Genomic DNA, 18,776 nt, shown 5'->3' on the forward strand with positions numbered 1-18,776 from the left:
TGCGGCGTAAGGGCTTGTCGCCGAGGGGGTGGTGGTGGCAGGCTTCGGTACATGATCAAGAGAATCGAGTCCTCCGTCCGCCTGTGAGCGAGACGCCCGGGACTGGACTGCCCGGAAACCCCACCACGCTGTTCGACCATGCCCTGCGGCTGCACCGTCTGACGCCGGACGGACCCCTCCTCCGTGGCGGGGCCCCGCTTCCCGATGAGAAGCGGCGTCGGAGCCGACCGGAGCGCGAAGGGCCGTTCGACCACCGTTCCGGCAACGTCGAAGCCGCCGAGGTCCTCGACGCGTACTTCCTCGACACCGGCGTCTCGCCGAGCCGGCTGGCCGCCAGGCTCCGCGATGTCCCCGTGACCTGCCGCTACGACGAGGGCATCAGCGCTGCCGCCCTGAGGGCCCCTGCGGCCAGAGCCCGGGAAACCGGCCTGTGGCTGGTCCGGTACGGGACCGATCTTGCTCCTGTGGCCGTCGGGCTCGCCCTGCTCGCCGAGGCCGGCACGGCCGAGGACATCTCGCACATCCAGACCGTCGGCCTGCTCTCGAACCCCTTGGGCCCGCTGGCGGTGCGGGCGTTGGACCGCCTGCCGGGCGCTGTCGAGTCGCTGATCTGGCTCGCGGAGCGGGTGACCGCCTGGGGCCGGGTCCACGCGGTGGACGCGCTGTGCCGGCACGTGGACGATCACCCGGCCGTCCGGCCCTGGCTGCTGCGCAGAGCCGTCGACGGGGACCACCTCAACGGCTACTTCGTCCACGAGGTCGTGCAGCTGACCCGGCTCCACGAGGTCATCGTGCAGTCCGGGTGCGACGCCGAAGTCGTGGACCACACGGGCCGGATCCTCCACATCATGAAGCACTGCGAGGGCATGGCCACTTCCCTGCGCCAGTACCCGCATGCGCTCACGCTGCTGGAGGCCCACCTGCGCCACATCGGAGACCTGGGGCCGACGCCCGAGCGGTACTTCGCGGCGGCGAGCCTTGCCCAGTACCTGGGCAAGGAGATCCCCGCCTGGTCCGACGACGCCATGCTGAAGGCACGGTGGGACGGGGCCCGGAGGGCGTACCTCTCCCTGACCGACCGTGCGGACTGGTGCAGTGCGGCCCGCGAGGGCCTTGCGGCCGGGGACTGGCGGATGGAGTGGCTCGCGGATTCCATGGCACCGGAACTCGGCCTTCGGGCCTTCCGCGACGACGGGCCGACAGCCGGGGCCCGCCCATGAGCGAGACTCCCGGGACCAGGCTGCCCGAAGCCCCGACCACGCTCTACCAGCACGCCCTCCGGATGCACCGGCAGACACCGGACCGGCCGCATCCGGGCAGCACCATCCCGTGGCGCCACTGGCAGCGCCGTCGACGGGGAACAGAGCGGCAGCAGCCGGTCGAGAGTGTCACGGACGGTACCGGCGGCACGGACGGCATCGACGCCGCACGGGTTCTCGACGCGTACTTCGACGACACGGCGTCCACGCCACGCGAGTTGGCCGAACGGCTCGGCGCCGTGCCGGGGTCGACCTGCTACGAGGACAACGTCGGTGACGCCGCCCGGAGGGCCCCGGCAGCCAGGGCCCGGGAAGCCGGCCGGTGGCTGGTTCGGCACGGTACCGAAACCGGTCCGGTCGCCGTCGGGCTGGCCCTGCTCGCCGAGGCCGGCACGGTGGAGGACATCCCGAGGATCCAGACCATCGGTCTGATCTCGAACGACTTCGGCTCACTCGCGGTGGAGGCCCTGGACCGCCTGCCGGGCGGGATCGAACCGCTGCTCTGGCTGGCGAGCCGGGTCACCGCCTGGGGCCGGGTCGAAGCGGTCCACACCCTGTGCCGTCAGGTGGACCAGCACCCGGCCGTCCGGCCGTGGCTCCTCCGGAGGGCTGCCGACGGCGATTTCCTCAACAGCTACTTCGCCACTCACGTCGCCGAAGTGACCGGGCTCCACGAGGTCATCGCGGACTACGGGGACGACGCCGAAGTGGTGGACCATACCGGGCAGATCCTCGTCGTGATGACCTACTGCGAGGGCATGGGCACCTCCCTGCGCAATTACCCGCACGCCCTCGCGCTCCTGGAGGCCCATGCCCGGCACATCGGCCACCTGGGTCCGAGTATCGACCGGTACTTCGTGGCCGCCAACGTCGCCCACTACCTGACCAGGGAGATCCCCGCCTGGTCCGACGACGCCATGCTGACGGCACGGTGGGACGGGGCCCGGCGGGCCTATCTCGCCCTGATCGACCGTGCGGACTGGTGCGAGACGGCCAGGGCGGGCGTCGCGGCCGGGATCTGGCGGGCGACCGTCCTCGCGGATTCGGTGGCACCGGAACTCGGTCTGCGGGCCTATCGCGACGCCGGACCGGTCACGTAGTGGCTGATGGGAGGGGGTGTCGGCGTCGTCGCGGCGCCCCTCCCGCAGCTTCGGGAGACCTCGCCGCGATAACCCGTACCGCGTCAAACGATCACCGGTTACGCTCCCTCAGCGCGCGCGTCGGTCGCGCCGTCGAGGGGTGGGGGACATGGCGGGGATTCTGACGGAATCGCTGAAGGGCATGGGCGCGGGGGCCCAGGCACTCGCGGCGGTGGTGGTGGTCGGGGGCGGCGGGTTCGGCCTGTGGCTCGTGGGGGACAGGCTGGGGAACTACTCCGTGGACCGGGAGCCCGCCGTCTGCTCGGTCACCGAGGACGTCCTTCCTCAGGAGTACGTCTCCGGGGCGCAGCTGTGCACGGCGCTGAACCGTCCGGACCTGCCGGAGCTCCTCGGAACGCCGGGAGACGAGACGCTGTCCGCCGGGGGCCAGGGTCGCTGGGGCGGCCTGGGAAGGAGCGCCGAGATCGCCGCCTCCGAGGCCAAGGTCTCGCTGACGTCGTACGCCGTGCAGCTCTCCGCCTCCTACGACCAGCTGCCGGTCGGCCGGAGCGCCGAGTTGCTGGGGCCGACCGCGCAGAAGACCACCGTCCTGGGCCACCCGTCGGTGCTCTACTCGGACCGGACCATCGCGATCAGCTTCGGCGGCGGTACGACGGGCAGCACGCACTCCGGCGGGATCGCCCGCAGCCTGGTGGTCGCCCTGGACCCGAAGGACGGCGGCGGCTCCTACGAGGTCACCATCTGGCGCAAGGACGGCACGGTGCCCGATGACGCGGCACTGTTCCGTGTCGCCGAGCAGGTACTGCCGACGGTCCCGGGATGGACCGCCGGATGACGTACGCGGGAGGGGCGGGGCCCGGTCAGGGTCCGGCGGTGTGCCTCACCGCAGCCGGACCGGCAGTGCCTCCAGTCCCCGCATGAGCGTGCTGGGCCGCCACCGCAGCTTCTCCGGGTCCCCGGCCGGGGCCAGGCCGGGGAAGCGTTCCAGCAGCTTCCCGATCGCGATCTCGCCCTCCATGCGGGCCAGCGGCGCGCCCACGCAGTAGTGGATGCCGTACCCGAACGCCAGGTGGCCGCCCGCGTCACGGGTGATGTCGAACTTGTCCGCGTCGCTGAACCGCGCCCCGTCCCGGTTCGCCGATGCCAGGGAGAGCATGACGAACTCCCCGGCGGGAACGGTCACGTCACTGAGCCGGATCGGCTGTGTGGTGTACCGGTACGTCGTGATGTTGAGGGGTCCCTCGTGGCGCAGGAACTCCTCGACGGCTCCGGGCATCAGCGAGGGATCGGCGCGTAGCGCGGCCAGTTGCTCCGGGTCGCGCAGCAGCATGGCGGTGGCGTTGCTGATCAGGTTCACCGTGGTCTCGTGTCCGGCGACCAGCAGCAGGAAGGCCATCGACCGCAGTTCGGGCCCGGTCAGCCGGTCCTGGTCGTCGCTGGCGTGGACCAGCGCGGAGAGGAGGTCGTCGGCGGGGCTGTCCCGCTTCGACTCGACCAGCGCCGTCAGGTAGTCCGCCATGGCCACGGCTGCGGCCGCCATGTCGGAGTGCTGCGCGGACGAGGTCATCGTGGTGGAGACCTCCCGGAACTCCTCCTTGTCGCTCTCCGGGACGCCGAGCAGCTCGCAGATCACCGTGGTGGGCAGGGGGAAGGCGTAGGCGGACAGCAGGTCCACCTCGTCGTGCGCGGCCATCGCGTCCAGCAGTTCGTCCGCCGCCCGTTCCACGCGGCCGCGCAGCTGCTCCACCCTGCGCGTGGTGAAGGCCTTGTTCACCAGCGAGCGCAGCCGGGTGTGGTGCGGCGGATCGGTGTTGAGCATGTGCCCGGCCAGGGCCAGCTCGGCTGCGAAGGACTGGGGCTCCTCGGACGTCGAATGCCGCTCCAGCAGGGGCACGGCGCTCAGCATGTCCTTGCTCACGGTCGGGTCGGTCAGTACGGCGCGCACGTCGTCGTAGCGGGTGACCAGCCAGACCTTCACCCCGCGCGGCAGGATGACCTCCTGCACGGGCTGTTCGACGCGGAGCCGCCGGTAGGCCTCGTGCGGGTGCTGCAGGAACTCGTCGTCCAGCAGCATCGGCGCCGCTTTTCCTGTGTCGGATCCGGTGTCGGACATGGCTCACTCCCCCGTCAACACGCCCATGGGCGCCTCTTTTTACCCCTTGGGGGCGGGCGCTGTCGACCATGTGCGGGGACCGGATCGGGAGGTCGGGGCGGTGACCTGCGGCGGGCGCTTTCCGTGGTCCCCCGTGCGTCCTGTGCCTGCGCTCTGCTTGGGCTCTGTCTGCGCTCTGCCCGTGCTCCGTCCGTCCTCCGTTCCGTGGGACGGACGGGATTGCGCGCAGGCCCCGATGCGTGCTGATCATTGTGCGGGGCCGGTGATCGCGGGCCCCGGCCGTGCGACGGGGGAGTGGGAAGACATGTGGAGCGGTGACGAGCTGGACCTGGACGCCTATCTGGAGCGCATCGGGTACGAGGGAGCCGGCCGGGAACTCAGGCCGGACCTCGCCACGTTGAAGGAAGTGCACCGGGCCCACACCGGTGCCATCACCTTCGAGAGCCTGGACGTCCTGCTCGGCCGCCCCGTCGCGCTGGACGTCAAGGCCGTCGAGGACAAGCTCGTACGCAGTGGCCGCGGCGGCTACTGCTACGAGCAGAACTCGCTGCTGGCCGCTGCCCTGGAGCGGATCGGCTTCGAGGTCTCCGGGCGCGGTGCCCGCAACCGCACCCGCGGGGATTCCCTGCTGGCGGTGACGCATGCCGTCCTCGTCGCCACCGTCGAGGGCGAACCCTGGCTGTGCGACGCAGGGTTCGGCTATCAGGGGCCGCGTGAGCCCGTCCCCCTCGGGCGGCCCGGCCCCGAGATCCGGCAGGGGGAGTGGACCTACCGGGTCCGCGAGGAGGAGGACGGGATCCTCGCGCTGTCCCTGTTGCGCGAGGGAGCGTGGCGCGACCTGTACGCGTTCTCCCCGCAGCAGTACCACCCCGTCGACTACGTCCTGTTGAACCACTACAGCTCCTCGCACCCCCGGTCCTCCTTCGTCGGACAGGTGGTCGTCCAGCACCCGGGCGACAAGGCCCGCACCCGCCGGGCACTCGTCGGGCGGGAGCTCACCCGCATCCACCCCGACGGCCGGATCGAGCGGGAGGGCGTCGGTTCCGGCCGGCTGCTCGACGTGCTCGCCCAGGAGTTCGGGATCCGGCTGCCCGAGCGGGACGCGGCAGAACTGGTGCGGATCCAGCGGGCCGGGGACTGACCCGGGCCCCGCCGGGCCCGTACGATGGCGCCGTGCTGGTCAAGTGGATTCGCTGCACGGTGACGGACCGACGCGGGTTCGAGCGCGGACAGCGTAAATGGGCGGGGCTGCCGGGCGAGCCGGGATTCCGGGGACAGGGCGGCGGCTGGAGCCGAGGCCGGCAGGGGGTCGCGCACGTCTTCACCTTCTGGGAGAGCCGTTCCTTCTACGACTCCTTCATGGCCCGCTCGCACGACCGGCTGGCCGCCGCGCAGAACGGCACCTACACCGACCTGCGGGTGACCCTCTTCGACCACCGCTTCGACGTGAAGACCGGCTTCGAACCGCGGTTCACCGACGCGGACGTCGTCCGGGTCGCGCACACCCGCGTACGGGAGGGACGGGTCGACCACTTCGCTCTCATGCAGGAGAAGGTGTGGAATCCGGCCATGGCGGGCTCGCCCGGAATGGTCCGCGGCCTCTTCGGGGAGGCCCCCGGGCGGGAATTCCTGGTGCTGTCGATGTGGCACGCGGCCGCGGAGCACGGTAAGTACCGGCAGGAGCGGGTCGAGCGGCTGTCCCTGCGGGCCCAGATCCAAGCCGATGTGGAGGCCCTCACCGGCGACGTCGTCGACCTCGAACCCTCCTGGACCGTATGACCGTACGATGATCGGCCCGGCCGATCGGCGTGCCCGGTCGGCCCGCCCGAGGATGGCCGAATAAGGTCGAGGCATGGTTCGACCACGGCGCATCGTCCTCGTCCGGCACGGGGAGTCCGAGGGCAATGCCGACGACTCCGTCTACGAGCGGGAGCCCGACCACGCCCTGAGGCTCACCCGGAACGGACGCGAGCAGGCCGGGGAGGCCGGCGCACGCCTGCGCGAGCTCTTCGGCGAGGAGACCATCAGCGCGTATGTCTCCCCGTACCGCCGGACCCTGCAGACCTTCCGGGAGCTCCGGCTCGACCCCACGCGGGTGCGGATGCGCGAGGAGCCGAGGCTGCGCGAACAGGACTGGGGGAACTGGCAGGAGCGCAACGACGTGCGTCTCCAGAAGGCCTACCGGGACGCCTACGGGCACTTCTTCTACCGCTTTGCCCAGGGCGAGTCCGGGGCGGACGTCTACGACCGGGTCGGGTCCTTCCTGGAGAGCCTCTACCGCAGCTTCGAGGCGGCGGACCATCCCCAGAACGTCCTGCTGGTCACGCACGGGCTGACGATGAGGCTGTTCTGCATGCGCTGGTTCCACTGGTCGGTGGCCGAGTTCGAGGCCCTGTCCAACCCCGGGAACGGCGAATACCGGATCCTCATGCTCGGCCCGGACGGCCGGTACCGGATGGACCGCCCGTTTGAGCGGTGGACCACACCCGAGCCTTATGACCTGGACGGCTAGAGTGACCCGCGATGACCCCTGATTCCTCTCCAGAACGGCGCTACGCACGCGCCCTGGCCAGCCTCCGAGGGCTGGCCCTGGGGGACGCCCTGGGCTCCCAGTACTTCGTCCCCGTGAACTACCCGCTGCTCAAGCGGCGCGAGCTGCCCTCCGGGGCCGATCCGTGGCAGTGGACCGACGACACCGAGATGGCCTGCTCGGTGGTCGCCGTCCTCGCCGTGCACGGACGCATCGACCAGGACGCGCTCGCCGACTCCTTCGCCCACCACCACGACTTCGACCGCGGCTACGGTCCCGCCGTCAACCGCATGCTGCGCCTGATCCGCGAGGGCGCGGACTGGCGCACCCTGGCCGCCGAACTCTTCAACGGGCAGGGCTCCTGGGGCAATGGCGCCGCCATGCGGATCGCACCCCTGGGCGCCTGGTACGCCGACGACCCGGAGCAGGCCACGCACCAGGCGGAGATCTCCGCCTACACCACCCACCAGCACCGCGAGGCCGTGTGCGGTGCGATGGCCGTCGCGGCGGCGGCCGCACTGGCGGCGGCTCCGGCAGGGCCGCCGAAGGCCGCCGACCTGCTGGACGGGGTGATCGCACTGGTCCCGCGCAGCGCGGTGGGAGCCGGGCTGCGGCGGGCGCGCGACATGCTGGACTACGGCGACGCCACCACGGTCGCGGCGGTGCTGGGCTGCGGGCGACGCACCAGCGCCCATGACACGGTGCCGTTCGCCCTGTGGTCGGCGGCGCGGTCGCTGGACGACTACGAGCGGGCGTTCTGGACCACCGCGCAGGTGGGCGGCGACGTCGACACCACCTGCGCGATCGTCGGCGGCGTGCTGGGAGCGCGCGGGGACGCGGTGCTTCCGGCCGCGTGGCTGGAGCGCACCGAGGCCCTGCCCGCCTGGCTGCCGGAGGCCGTGGCGCGCTGAACCTGCCGGGCCCCGGAGGTGGTTCGGGGTACGTGCCCGAGCCGCCCGGGGCCGGGTGGTCCGGACCGATGTGATTGTCACGGTCCTGCCACAGGGGCCCCCGGGATCGATAGAAACCCCACGTCAGCGACCTACTCTGTCCGCTTCGCCGTCTCCACCGGAATGCCGGGGGCGGCCGACAGGGGAGGGGAAACCCGATGTCAGGGAACACCGACGGGGCGGACGGCGCGAAGGCCGCGGAGAACGCCGGGGGCGAGGCCGGGGGCGAGGCTGCGGGGCAGGGCGGAGTCCAAGGGGCGGAACCGGGAGAACGCGGTGCCGACCGGGCGCCCACAGGGTCCCCGGCCACGGCCCCGGAGGCAATGGCCCCGGCCGAACCGTCTGCTGCCGCGCCCGCTACCGCACCGGAGGTCCCGCAACCGGCTCCTTCGGACCCGGCACCGGCATCTGCTCAGGCATCTGCACCGGCCTCTTCGGCTCAGGCACCGGCAACTGCCCAGGCATCTGCACCGGCCTCTTCGGCTCCGGCATCGACCCCGGCTCCGGCGCCCGCTTCGGCTCCGGGCTCTTCGGCTCCGGTACCGGGTTCAGTTTCAGCGCAGGCACCGGCCTCCGTACCGGCACCTGCTTCGGCCTCGGTACCGGCACCGGTACCTGCCTCTGCTTCCGCACCCGCCTCGGCACCTGCCCCGGTTCCCGCGCAGCCGGCCGGGCCGCAGGCCGCCGGGCCCGGGATGCAGCCCGGGGTGCCCGCGGACGCCGCCGCCTGGCAGGCCTGGCAGGCGCACCAGCACCTGCAGCGCCAGCGCGCCGCCGCCCAGGCGGCGGCCGTGCCCGCCTGGACCCGGCTGGTGCGCCCCGCCGAGGCCGCACCCGTCCGCACCGCCACCCTCGTCGCCGCCCTGGTCGCCGGCCTCGCCTTCGCCCTCCTGCTCGGCGACGGCATGGGCCCCGGCCTGCTGCTCGCGGCGGTGCCCGCCATGGTCGCCGCGTACGTCGCCGCCCGCGCGGCCGGCCGTAGCGCCCGGCCCTGGACGCTGGCCTGGGTAGCGGGCTGCGTCGCCCTCCTCGCCGTCCCCGCCCTGCGGGACTCCGCCTGGCCGTCGACGCTGGCCATCCTCTCCACCGCCCTGCTCGGCGCGCTGGCCCTGCACGGCAGCCGCACCTGGCCCGGGGTGCTGCTGAGCCCCCTCGGCTTCTTCGACGCCGCCGTGTCCGGCCTCGGCTGGACCTGGACCGGGCTGCGCTCGCGCGGCGGCGTGAGCAAGGACCGCTGGCTGCCCGTGGCCAAGGCGGTGGCCGTCGCCCTGGCCCTGCTGATGCTCTTCGGGACGCTGTTCGCCTCCGCCGACGCCGCTTTCGCCGACCTGCTCGGCGACCTGATGCCCGACATCTCCCTCGGGGACGGGCCGTTGCGCATCCCGCTCTTCCTCTTCGGTGTCCTCCTCGCGCTGACGGCCGCCAGGGCCGCAGCCGCCCCCCTGCGCTGGGACCGGATCAAGGTGGCTCCCGGCAAGGCGCGGTCCCGCGTCGAATGGGCCCTTCCGCTGATCGTGCTCAACCTGCTCTTCGCCGGGTTCAACGCCGTCCAGCTGGCCGTCCTGTTCGGCGGCTACGACATGGTCATCGACAGGACCGGCCTCACCTACGCCGCGTACGCCAGGCAGGGCTTCTGGCAGCTGCTCGGGGCGACCCTGCTCACCCTCGCCGTGATCGCGCTCGCCCTGCGCTGGGCCCCGCGCGGCGGTTCGGGGGACCGGCGCTTCGTACGCGTGGTGCTCGGGGTGCTGTGCGCCATGACGCTGGTCGTGGTCGCCTCCGCTCTGCGCCGCATGGACTTCTACGTGGACGCGTACGGACTGACCCAGCTGAGGATTTCGGTGGCCGCCATGGAGCTGTGGCTCGGGCTGGTCATCGTACTGATCATGGCGGCCGGGGTGTTCGGTGCGAGCTGGCTGCCGCGTGCGATCGTGGGCAGCTCGGCGGCGGCCGTCCTCGTCTTCGGCCTGCTGTCCCCCGACGGGATGATCGCCGAGAGCAACGTGGCCCGCTACGAGGACAAGGGCAAGATCGACCTGGCCTACTTCCAGTCGCTGTCGGCGGATGCGGCGCCCGGCCTGGACCGACTGCCCGAGCCGCTGCGCTCCTGCGCCCTGCGCGGGATCAACGACGAGCTGTCCAGGGCCGGTGACGTCCCCTGGTACGCCATGAGCCTCGGCGAGTACCGGGCCCGGAAGATCCTGCGCGAGCGACCGGTGACGGCCTCGTACGAGGTCTGCTCGCGCATGGGTGCTTTCGGGAGCCGCACCGAGTACTAGAGCGACCGCCACCGGTACGCCCGACGCCGGTTCACACCTGCGACCTCGTATGTGTGAACCGGTTCTCCGGCGGGACCGACTCCGGTGGCCCCGGGCGTCCATGGCAGCGTGCGCTGGGTGACCTTGACGCCTTGATCAGACGGGGTGGTGTCCGACCGGACCCGCCCCGTCCGTGCGTCGCGGGCCGCCCCCACGGGCCGTCTGGGTGTGGCATGCGGCAGTGTGCGGGAGTGAATGCACGGGCCGTTTCCCGGCCCGGAGCCGGGCCGGGGTGTGCAGGCGGCGCGGGGCGGCGTAACCTTGCTGGCGCCATGCCGTACGAAGCACCCACCCACACCGTCGAACGCTCCCTCCGTGCAACCACCGGCGCCAAGATCATCGCCGGGGTCGACGAAGTCGGGCGAGGGGCCTGGGCCGGTCCCGTCACCGTGTGCGCGGCGGTCACCGGTCTGCGCCGGCCGCCCGCGGGACTCACCGACTCCAAACTGCTCACCCCCAAGCGGCGTGATGCGCTCGTCGGGATCCTGGAGGACTGGGTCACCGCGTACGCCCTCGGCCACGCCTCCCCCGAAGAGATCGACGAACTCGGGATGACCGCTGCGCTGAGGCTCGCCGCGGAGCGTGCCCTCGGGGCCCTGCCCGTGCGGCCCGATGCGGTGATCCTGGACGGCAAGCACGACTACCTCGGCGTGCCCTGGCAGGTCCGCACGGTGATCAAGGGCGACCAGTCCTGCGTCGCCGTCGCCGCCGCCTCGGTCATCGCCAAGGTCCGGCGCGACCGGATGATGGCCGAACTCGGTGAACAAGGCGGCGGAATCGAGGATTTCGCATTCGCTGCCAATGCCGGATATCCGTCTCCCGTGCACCGGGCGGCACTTGAACAACTGGGGCCCACCCCGTACCACCGGCTCTCCTGGTCCTACCTCGACGCGCTGCCCCAGTGGCGTCACCTCAAGAAGGTACGCCGCAGCGAGGAAGCGGTGGAGCTGGAAAACGGAGGCCAACTCGGCTTCGATTTCTGATCGCACCCACGCACCGACGGCCGGTACGTTTCGTACCGGTGTTTGATAGAAATCAACTCATGCCTCTCACCCCCGCCATCGAGGAGCCTCAGATTCACGAGAGTGCCCAGGGTCCCCGCGTCACGCCGGCCGCGAGCCGCACCGCGCAGACCCCCCGCCCCGTACCTGGTCCGCGTCCCGCCGCCGTCCCGCGGCCCGGCCGCCCCGGTCCCTCCCCCGCAGCGGCGAGCCGCGCGGGAGGTGCCCCCAGGCCCGCACCGCCCGCGCAGCGCGCGCCGCAGGCCGCCCCCGGAACCCTTCCCGCAGCCCCCACCGCGCCGTCCGTCTCGGCGGCAGTGCCGCAGATCCAGCTGATCCCGGCTTCGGTCGAGGGTGCGCTGGACGCGGCCGAAGAGGCCGTCGACCTGCTGCTCGACACCGGGCGCGCGCCCGGCGACATCCTGGTGCTCACCACCGGCGACCCGCACCCGTGGGCCGCCCACGAGCTGTCCTTCGGCGAGGCCGCCTACTGGGCCCTGCACGACGCCCGGGACGACGTGTTCTACGCGGACGCGGCCCAGGCCGAGCGCGCCGCCGGCCGTGCCGTCGTGGTCTTCGCGGCCAACGGCGGACCCGTCGACGCGATGGCCGGCGCCCTGCCGGTGGCGCTCACGCGGGCCGGCACGCTGCTGATCGTGTGCGGCGACGTGCAGCAGATCAACTCCGTGCTGGGTGCGGGCGTCTGACGCTCCGGATCCGGTGAGGGCGAGGGGCGGGGCGGGCCGTGGGCCGGCCCCGCTGAAGCCCGGAGCGCGGTCGGCCGTACGTCCGTCCTCGTACGCACCGGCGTGACGCACGTACCGGCGCGGGAGGTCAGCGCGCGGCGGTACGGCGCAGGGCGTCGGCCGCACCGCCGCCGGTGTGCAGGGCGAAGGGGGAGAACTCGGCCGAGGTGTCGCCGAGCCGCTGGGGCCGCGAGTCCGAACTGGGCTGTCGGCCGCCCCGGCCTTCCCCCAGGACCTGCCATCCTTCGCGGGTCAGCGTGATGTACGCGCCGCAGCGCAGCCCGTGCAGGGTGCAGGCGTCGCGGAGCCCCCACATCCAGGCCCCGTCCTCCTCGGTCCACTGCTCGTCGCCCTCGCGGCAGTAGAGCAGCACCGCGGTCCGGACCGGGGTCCGGCGCCGCAGGTCGTGGGGGAGGACCCGGCGGAGCCGGGACAGCAGGGCATTGCGGTAGTCCCAGCCGTCGGCCGAGGCCGACCGCTGCACGAAGGAAGCGCTCGCCACGAGCCGGTCCTCCGGGTCGAGGACGGCGATCACCGCGGTGGACGGGACGGGGCTGTGCCGCGAGTGCAGCCCGCTGACGACCTCGCGCGGATTGCGCAGGAGCGGGATGCCGGCGGCCGTCCACTCCTCGGGTTCCAGTCGTCTGCCGTGCCGGTGGGAACCGCCGGTGGCCGTTGTCAGGGACGTGGTCGAGGGCGGGGCGAATCCGAAGGTCACGGTCCTCCCTTCGGGTACACGCCCGCGGGGCGGGCACGGCTGGAGTGTGGGCGCGCCGCAGCACGGCCCAGGAGAGTGCCGGGGAGCCGAGCGGGAGCACTCCGATTCTCGCGTGGCTCCGGAGGATGCGGCAACGAGCAATTGAGGCAGCCGACCGGAATTCGCCGGTATGCCGTTCATATCCTTGCCCCGTCACACCGGAAATGACGCATCTGGCTACGGCTGGACTGCCAGTACCAGGGGGAACACCTGCTTCGCCCCCGCCCGTCGGAGCAGCCGGGCGGCCACGGCGAGGGTCCATCCGCTCTCCGCCCGGTCGTCCACGAGGAGTACCGGTCCTGCTGCTTGCGCCAGTGTCGCAGCGAGGGCCGGGGGGACGGTCAGGGCTTGGTGGAGCCCCCGGACGCGCTGGGCGCTGTTCGAGGAGGGCAGGCCGAACTCCGGTACCTGGTCCGTGTACGCGATCGTCCCGAGCAGTGGCATCCGTCCGACCTCCGCGATCCGCGCGGCCAGCGACCCGACGAGCTGGGGGCGGCCGCGCGAGGGCAGGGCGACCACTCCCACGGGACGGGCGGGCGCGTCGGGCGCCCCCGAGGCCCAACCGCCGGGCCCCCGCGCCCAGTCGGCGAGCACGGCCACGACGGCCTGGGCCACATCGTCCGGAATCGGCTGGTCGGGGGTCTGGGGGGAGAGCATCGGACGCAGCCGGTTGCCCCAGCCGATGTCGGACAGCCGGCCCAGGGCGCGGCCGGTGGAGGCCTGTTCCCCCGCGGGGATGCGGCCCTTGAGGTCGACCCCTACCGCCGCGAGCCCGGTCGGCCACATCTTGCGCGGCTCCAGCTCGACGCCGGGACGGCCGAGTTCGCCGCGCGCGGTGTCCAGCGCGATGGACGACACGTCGACGGTGAACCGGGCTCCGGCGCAGTTGTCGCATCGGCCGCAGGGCGCGGCCTCCTCGTCGTCGAGCTGACGGCGCAGGAACTCCATCCGGCATCCGGTGGCCGCCGCGTAGTCGCGCATCGCCTGCTGCTCGGCGGCACGCTGACGGGCCACCCAGGCGTAGCGCTCGGCGTCGTAGGCCCACGGCTCGCCCGTGGAGGTCCAGCCGCCCTTCACCCGGTGCACGGCGCCGTCCACGTCGAGGACCTTGAGCATCGTCTCGAGCCGGGTCCGGCGCAGGTCGACCAGCGGCTCCAGGGCGGGCAGCGACAGCGGCCTGCCGGCCTGGGCCAGGACGTCCAGGGTGCGGCGGACCTGCTCCTCCGGCGGGAAGGCCACGGAGGCGAAGTACTGCCAGATCGCCTCGTCCTCGCGGCCTGGGAGGAGCAGCACCTCGGCGTGCTCCACGCCTCGGCCGGCGCGGCCGACCTGCTGGTAGTAGGCGATCGGGGAGGACGGCGAGCCCAGGTGCACCACGAAGCCGAGGTCGGGCTTGTCGAAGCCCATGCCCAGGGCGGAGGTGGCCACCAGTGCCTTGACCCGGTTGGCCTGGAGGTCGTCCTCGGCCTGCTGGCGGTCGGCGTTCTCGGTCTTGCCGGTGTACGAGGAGACCGTGTGGCCGCGGTGGCGCAGGTACGCGGTGACCTCCTCGGCCGCCGCGACGGTCAGCGTGTAGATGATCCCGGAACCGGGCAGCTCCGTGAGGTGGTCGGCGAGCCAGGCCAGCCGGTGCGCCGCGTCGGGCAGCGTCAGCACGGCCAGGCTCAGGCTCTCGCGGTCCAGCGGGCCGCGCAGCACCAGCGCGTCCGTACCCGCTCCGGTGCCGAGCTGTTCGGCGACGTCCGCGGTCACGCGGGCATTGGCCGTGGCGGTCGTGGCCAGCACCGGGACGCCCGGCGGGAGGTCGGCCAGCATGGTGCGCAGCCGCCGGTAGTCGGGACGGAAGTCGTGGCCCCAGTCGGAGATGCAGTGGGCCTCGTCCACCACGAGCAGGCCGGTGGCGGCGGAGAGCTTCGGGAGCACCTGGTCGCGGAAGTCGGGGTTGTTGAGCCGCTCGGGGCTGACCAGCAGGACGTCGACCTCACCTGCGGCGACCTCGGCCTGGATGCCCTCCCATTCCTCGGGATTGGCCGAATTGATGGTGCGGGCGCGGATGCCGGCCCGGGCTGCGGCTTCGACCTGATTGCGCATCAGCGCGAGGAGCGGTGAGACGATCACGGTGGGGCCGGCGCCGCTCGCCCGCAGCAGCGAGGTGGCGACGAAGTAGACGGCGGACTTGCCCCAGCCGGTGCGCTGCACCACGAGCGCCCGCCGCTTGTGCGCGACGAGGGCCTCGATCGCCAGCCACTGGTCCTCGCGCAGCCGAGCGGTGCCCGTGGGGTCGCCCACGAGGCGGGCGAGGACGGAGTCGGCAGAGGACCTCAGGTCTGGGTTCATGCCCCCATGCAACCCGATGCCTGTGACATCGCGCGAATGCTGCCCCGCCGCTGGGGAAATTGAAGCGTCAACAGTTATCCACAGGGGTTTCCGGATCCGATCACGCACGGGACCTTCGGGACATGACGAACAACCACGAACCAAGCACCCCGTCCGTCCGGCCTTCCACTGCCGCGACCGGATCCGTCGCCGGCCCGCAGATCACCCTGCGCAGCCCGGCCGAGCTGGCCGACGCGCTGCCCTACATGCTCGGATTCCACCCCACCGACTCCCTCGTCATGGTCGCCGTGCACGGCGAGGGCGGACGCTTCGGAGGGCGCCTGCGCGTCGGCATCCCCGCCGGTCCCGCGGAGTGGGACGACACCGCCCGGCAGGTCGCCGACACCCTCGTCCGCGGCAGCGAACGGCGCGGCGGCAAGCCCGACGGCATCGTCGTCTTCCTCTGCCAGGACCCGGCCGGGGAAGAGAGCGCCCAGCGCGTGATGACCCGGCTGCGGCCGTTCGCCCAGCGGATCCGGCTGGCCTGCGGCGCACTCGACGTGCCCGTTCTGGAGGCCCTGTGCCTCTCCGGCGGCCGCTACTGGTCCTACAGCTGCCCCGACGAGCGCTGCTGCCCGGCCGAGGGGCGCCCGCTGGCCGCGGTCGGCACCTCGGTGATGGCCGCGGCGGCCACCTTCGCGGGACTCCAGGTCCGGGGTTCCCTCAAGGAGATCGAGGGCCGGCTGGCACCCCTGCGCGGCGCCGCGGCCGAGGAGATGGAGTCGGCCCTGGACCGGGCGGCCGCCGCCCTGGTGCCGAAGATCCTCGACGGGGCGACCAGGGAGGAGGTAGGCGCGCAGACCATCGCCCTGGCCCGGGCCCTGATGCAGCGCATGACCCTCGCCCCGCCCGGCGAAGCGGGCCCCTTCGCCGATGACCGGGACGACGCACTGCTCGGCCACGACGAGGCCGCGTCACTGATCCTCGGGCTCCAGGACCGCGAGATCCGCGACGTCGCCGCCGAATGGATGGAGCACGAGGAGGCCGCCCCCGCGTTGCGCCTGTGGCGCGCCCTGGCCCGTCGCTGCGTCGGGGCCTACGGAGAGCATGCGGCGGCCCCGCTGACCCTCGCCGGCTGGGTCTCCTGGTCCACCGGGGACGAACCGACCGCCCGGATCGCCCTGGGGATGGCCCTGCGGGCGGACGCCGACTACCGCTTCGCCCAACTGCTCCACCACGCCTGCAACGAGGGCATCGACCCCGAGGGGCTGCGGCAGTGCCTGCGCGAGGAACGACGGCGGCGCGAGCCCCGGCGCGGGCGCAGGGCCGCGACCACCCGCCCGCCGGGCCGCCGGGGACGGACGGGTGCCCGCCGCGAGTCCCGCCGCGCAGCCGGGAGCGGACAGTGAGCCCCCGTCGGCACCGCGAGCGGTGCACCTCACCCTGGCCCCGGAGCTCGCCGTCAGGGCCCCACAGGGCCCTGGGAGCGGCCTTACGGAGCTTGCTCCGCCCCGGGCACGACCGGCCGGGGCCCGTGACCCCGGCGGGGGTGGGGGCGTTCAGCTGGGGGGTGGTGGGGGCCCGGCCGCGCCGCCGCCCAGCTGAACCGACCGGAGCGCAGACAAGGCGACGCATGTCTCACCCCGCACCTTCCCGCCCGCCCGGCGTCGGCGTACCCGCCGCCCGCAGGCCCGAGCTGCCACCCGTACACGGCGCCGTCATCTGTCTCGCCGCGCCGTCCCTGGTGATCTCGCCCGAGGACGGCCAGCTCACCGGGCGGGGAATCGACGGGATCTACCGGTCGGGGCGCAGGCTGCTCTCCCGCTGCGTACTGCGCGTCGCAGGCCGGGACCCGGTCGCGGTGCAGGCGCGCAGCCTCGGCGCCGACCGGGCCGCCTTCACCGCGACGGTGCGCACCGGCGCCGAGCCGGGCCCGGACCCCGACATCGGCGTGGAGCGCGTCCGGCACGCGGACGGCACCGAGCGGATCACGCTGCGCAGTTTCGCGGCGCGGCCCGCACGCCTGGCCGTGGAGGTCTCGCTCGGTACGGACCTGGCCGAACTGGCCGCGGTGGTCGCCGGCCGGGCCGGACCCGAACTGTCCGCCGGGGTGCACGCCGCAGGACTGCGCTGGAGCAGCGGGGAGACCCAGGCCGTCACCGTGGCCGAACCGGCGCCCGACGATGCGCTGGCCTCCGTCGGACTGCTGCGCTGGCAGCTCGAGCTCGCCCCAGGAGAGTCCCGCACCATCGAGCTGCGCACCACACAGGACCGCACCGCGCGCGCTCCGGCCGGGCAGGTGGCCAACCGCCTGGCCGACGCCCGCGCCGAAGCGGACGATCCGAGGGCCGAGAGGTGGTTCCGGACCAGCGTCGAAGACCTGGGGGCCCTGCTGTTGCGGGACCCCGGGGACCCGGCCGACGCCTACGCCGCGGCGGGGGCGCCGTGGCGCCTGGGGCTGGCCCCCGCCGAGGCCCTGTGGGCCGCCAGGATGGCGCTGCCGCTCGGCACCGGGCTGGCCGCGGCCACCCTGCGCATCCTGGCCCGGACCCAGCGGGAGGGAAGCGGCCCCGAAGCCGGGATGATCCCCGGACCGCTGCGCGGGGCGGGCCCCCAGCTGCCCCCGGGCTGCACCGGCACGGAGGCGACGCTCGCCTTCCCCGCGGTGCTCGCCGAGGCCCGGCTCTGGGGGTTGCCGGAGGACGAGGTGGCCCGGCTGCTCCCGGCTGCCGAGCGCTGCCTCGGCTGGCTGCGCACCGCGCTGGGGGAGGACGGCTTCCTGGCCGATCCGGACCCCGGGCCGCGGCGCTGCGAGACCCAGGCCCACGCCCACCGTGCGGCGCTGCTCGGAGCGGAACTCCTCGAGGGATGCGGCCTGGAGGGTGCCGAGGAATGGCGGGAGCGCGCGGCCGCACTGGCGGAGCGGTTCCGGGCCGGGTTCTGGATCGACGGACCCGACGGGGGCCGGCCGGCGGCCGCCCTGCATCCCGACGGGCGTCCGCTGCCCCGGCTGACCGGGGCCGCCGCCCACCTGCTCGACACGGGGCTGCTCGGCGGCGGACGCTCCGCCCGGGGCCTGCTGGACAAGGCCCGCACCGAGCAGCTCGCCCGGCTGCTCGGAGCCCCCGGCATGGATTCCGGCTGGGGACTGCGGAGCATGGCGGTCCGGGAGCCCGGCCACAACCCGTTCGGCCACCGCTCCGGCGCGGTGCGCGCCCACGAGAGCGCCGTCGCGGTGGCCGGCCTGGCGCAGGGCGGCTTCGAGAAGGAGGCCGCAGCCCTGGCCCGAGGACTGCTGGACGCGGCGGAGACCTTCGGGTACCGCCTGCCGGAGATGTACGCGGCCGAGCAGCGCACGGCCGGCAGCGCCCCGCTGCCGCACCCGGCGGCCTGCCGCCCCGCCGCGGTGGCCGCGGCGGCCGGGATCCACGTACTGACCGCCCTGGCGGGGATCCGTCCCGACGCCCCCGCCGGGACGGTCGCCCTGGTGCCCCTGCCCGGGGCGCCCCTCGGGGCGCTGCGCCTGTCGGGCCTGCGGGTGTCGGGGGAGCCGTTCGCCGTCCGCATCAGCAGGCTCGGTCTCGGCATGGTGGAGGAGGCGGCGGATGCGCTCCAGCTGGGAGGCTAGTGCTGTGACCGGAAAGGTCCACCAGGACTCCGGATCACGTCCTCCAAGGTCACGAAAG

At 73.4% G+C, this 18,776-nt stretch carries 15 protein-coding genes; 12 read left to right on the top strand and 3 right to left on the bottom strand.

Annotated elements, in window-relative coordinates:
* The first annotated feature begins 83 nt into the window (after positions 1-83).
* The 3 genes from IO30_RS0112575 to IO30_RS0112585 all read left to right on the top strand — a co-directional run bounded on the left by IO30_RS0112575 (position 84) and on the right by IO30_RS0112585 (position 3,194).
* Entirely contained in the window at positions 84-1,220 is a 1,137-nt protein-coding gene (locus IO30_RS0112575) for a hypothetical protein (RefSeq protein WP_031142332.1), read from the top strand.
* Positions 1,217-2,359, top strand: coding sequence for a hypothetical protein (locus tag IO30_RS0112580; protein ID WP_031142334.1), 1,143 nt, complete (start codon positions 1,217-1,219; stop codon positions 2,357-2,359). The genes IO30_RS0112575 and IO30_RS0112580 overlap by 4 nt, the downstream gene beginning before the upstream one ends.
* Before the next feature lie 148 nt (positions 2,360-2,507).
* Entirely contained in the window at positions 2,508-3,194 is a 687-nt protein-coding gene (locus IO30_RS0112585) for a DUF6215 domain-containing protein (protein ID WP_031142336.1), read from the top strand.
* 45 nt (positions 3,195-3,239) lie between these two features.
* Here IO30_RS0112585 and IO30_RS0112590 read toward each other — a convergent pair whose 3' ends face one another.
* Positions 3,240-4,472, bottom strand: a complete 1,233-nt coding sequence (locus IO30_RS0112590; protein WP_051902176.1) for a cytochrome P450 family protein — start codon at positions 4,470-4,472, stop codon at positions 3,240-3,242.
* 304 nt (positions 4,473-4,776) lie between these two features.
* Between IO30_RS0112590 and IO30_RS0112595 the strand changes: the two genes are divergently transcribed.
* From IO30_RS0112595 to IO30_RS0112625, 7 genes are all read left to right on the top strand, one after another.
* On the top strand, positions 4,777-5,613 hold the full coding sequence (locus IO30_RS0112595) for an arylamine N-acetyltransferase family protein (RefSeq protein ID WP_037893869.1): 837 nt from the start codon (positions 4,777-4,779) through the stop codon (positions 5,611-5,613).
* Positions 5,614-5,645: 32 nt separating this feature from the next.
* Positions 5,646-6,251 (top strand): YdbC family protein, encoded by a 606-nt coding sequence (locus IO30_RS0112600; RefSeq protein WP_031142343.1) that lies wholly within the window; start codon positions 5,646-5,648, stop codon positions 6,249-6,251.
* Positions 6,252-6,324: 73 nt separating this feature from the next.
* On the top strand, positions 6,325-6,984 hold the full coding sequence (locus IO30_RS0112605; protein ID WP_031142345.1) for a histidine phosphatase family protein: 660 nt from the start codon (positions 6,325-6,327) through the stop codon (positions 6,982-6,984).
* A gap of 11 nt (positions 6,985-6,995) precedes the next feature.
* Positions 6,996-7,913: an ADP-ribosylglycohydrolase family protein gene (locus tag IO30_RS0112610; protein WP_031142347.1), complete on the top strand. Its 918-nt coding sequence runs from the start codon at positions 6,996-6,998 to the stop codon at positions 7,911-7,913.
* 362 nt (positions 7,914-8,275) lie between these two features.
* Positions 8,276-10,231: a DUF4153 domain-containing protein gene (locus IO30_RS40375; protein WP_078904656.1), complete on the top strand. Its 1,956-nt coding sequence runs from the start codon at positions 8,276-8,278 to the stop codon at positions 10,229-10,231.
* A gap of 311 nt (positions 10,232-10,542) precedes the next feature.
* The gene (locus IO30_RS0112620; RefSeq protein ID WP_031142351.1) at positions 10,543-11,253 is read left to right on the top strand and encodes a ribonuclease HII; all 711 of its coding nucleotides are present in this window, start codon (positions 10,543-10,545) and stop codon (positions 11,251-11,253) included.
* A 59-nt stretch (positions 11,254-11,312) separates the two neighbouring features.
* A complete protein-coding gene (locus IO30_RS0112625) occupies positions 11,313-11,978 on the top strand; it encodes a hypothetical protein (protein ID WP_031142352.1) in 666 nt (221 codons plus the stop codon).
* Between the two features lie 127 nt (positions 11,979-12,105).
* On the opposite strand, the gene IO30_RS0112630 is transcribed toward IO30_RS0112625, so the two are convergent.
* Together IO30_RS0112630 and IO30_RS0112635 are read right to left on the bottom strand one after the other, a co-directional pair.
* Positions 12,106-12,735, bottom strand: a complete 630-nt coding sequence (locus IO30_RS0112630; protein ID WP_031142354.1) for a hypothetical protein — start codon at positions 12,733-12,735, stop codon at positions 12,106-12,108.
* A gap of 216 nt (positions 12,736-12,951) precedes the next feature.
* Complete coding sequence (locus IO30_RS0112635; RefSeq protein WP_031142356.1) at positions 12,952-15,111, bottom strand: RecQ family ATP-dependent DNA helicase; 2,160 nt, start codon at positions 15,109-15,111, stop codon at positions 12,952-12,954.
* 122 nt (positions 15,112-15,233) lie between these two features.
* Here IO30_RS0112635 and IO30_RS0112640 point away from each other — a divergent pair, with 122 nt between their 5' ends.
* Positions 15,234-16,499, top strand: coding sequence for a DUF4192 domain-containing protein (locus IO30_RS0112640; RefSeq protein WP_078904657.1), 1,266 nt, complete (start codon positions 15,234-15,236; stop codon positions 16,497-16,499).
* Positions 16,500-16,723: 224 nt separating this feature from the next.
* A complete protein-coding gene (locus IO30_RS0112645; RefSeq protein ID WP_051859276.1) occupies positions 16,724-18,718 on the top strand; it encodes a glycogen debranching N-terminal domain-containing protein in 1,995 nt (664 codons plus the stop codon).
* Positions 18,719-18,776: the final 58 nt, after the last annotated feature.

This window comes from Streptomyces xanthophaeus (assembly GCF_000725805.1).
Lineage (GTDB): Bacteria > Actinomycetota > Actinomycetes > Streptomycetales > Streptomycetaceae > Streptomyces > Streptomyces xanthophaeus.

Excerpts from the sequence above, each read along its gene's own strand:
- IO30_RS0112620 (WP_031142351.1), top strand. The coding sequence starts at position 10,543 with ATGCCGTACGAAGCACCCACCCACACCGTCGAACGCTCCCTCCGTGCA.
- IO30_RS0112590 (WP_051902176.1), bottom strand. The coding sequence starts at position 4,472 with ATGTCCGACACCGGATCCGACACAGGAAAAGCGGCGCCGATGCTGCTG.
- IO30_RS0112580 (WP_031142334.1), top strand. The coding sequence starts at position 1,217 with ATGAGCGAGACTCCCGGGACCAGGCTGCCCGAAGCCCCGACCACGCTC.
- IO30_RS0112610 (WP_031142347.1), top strand. The coding sequence starts at position 6,996 with ATGACCCCTGATTCCTCTCCAGAACGGCGCTACGCACGCGCCCTGGCC.
- IO30_RS0112640 (WP_078904657.1), top strand. The coding sequence starts at position 15,234 with ATGACGAACAACCACGAACCAAGCACCCCGTCCGTCCGGCCTTCCACT.
- IO30_RS0112645 (WP_051859276.1), top strand. The coding sequence starts at position 16,724 with ATGTCTCACCCCGCACCTTCCCGCCCGCCCGGCGTCGGCGTACCCGCC.
- IO30_RS0112595 (WP_037893869.1), top strand. The coding sequence starts at position 4,777 with ATGTGGAGCGGTGACGAGCTGGACCTGGACGCCTATCTGGAGCGCATC.
- IO30_RS0112585 (WP_031142336.1), top strand. The coding sequence starts at position 2,508 with ATGGCGGGGATTCTGACGGAATCGCTGAAGGGCATGGGCGCGGGGGCC.
- IO30_RS40375 (WP_078904656.1), top strand. The coding sequence starts at position 8,276 with ATGGCCCCGGCCGAACCGTCTGCTGCCGCGCCCGCTACCGCACCGGAG.
- IO30_RS0112625 (WP_031142352.1), top strand. The coding sequence starts at position 11,313 with ATGCCTCTCACCCCCGCCATCGAGGAGCCTCAGATTCACGAGAGTGCC.
- IO30_RS0112605 (WP_031142345.1), top strand. The coding sequence starts at position 6,325 with ATGGTTCGACCACGGCGCATCGTCCTCGTCCGGCACGGGGAGTCCGAG.
- IO30_RS0112635 (WP_031142356.1), bottom strand. The coding sequence starts at position 15,111 with ATGAACCCAGACCTGAGGTCCTCTGCCGACTCCGTCCTCGCCCGCCTC.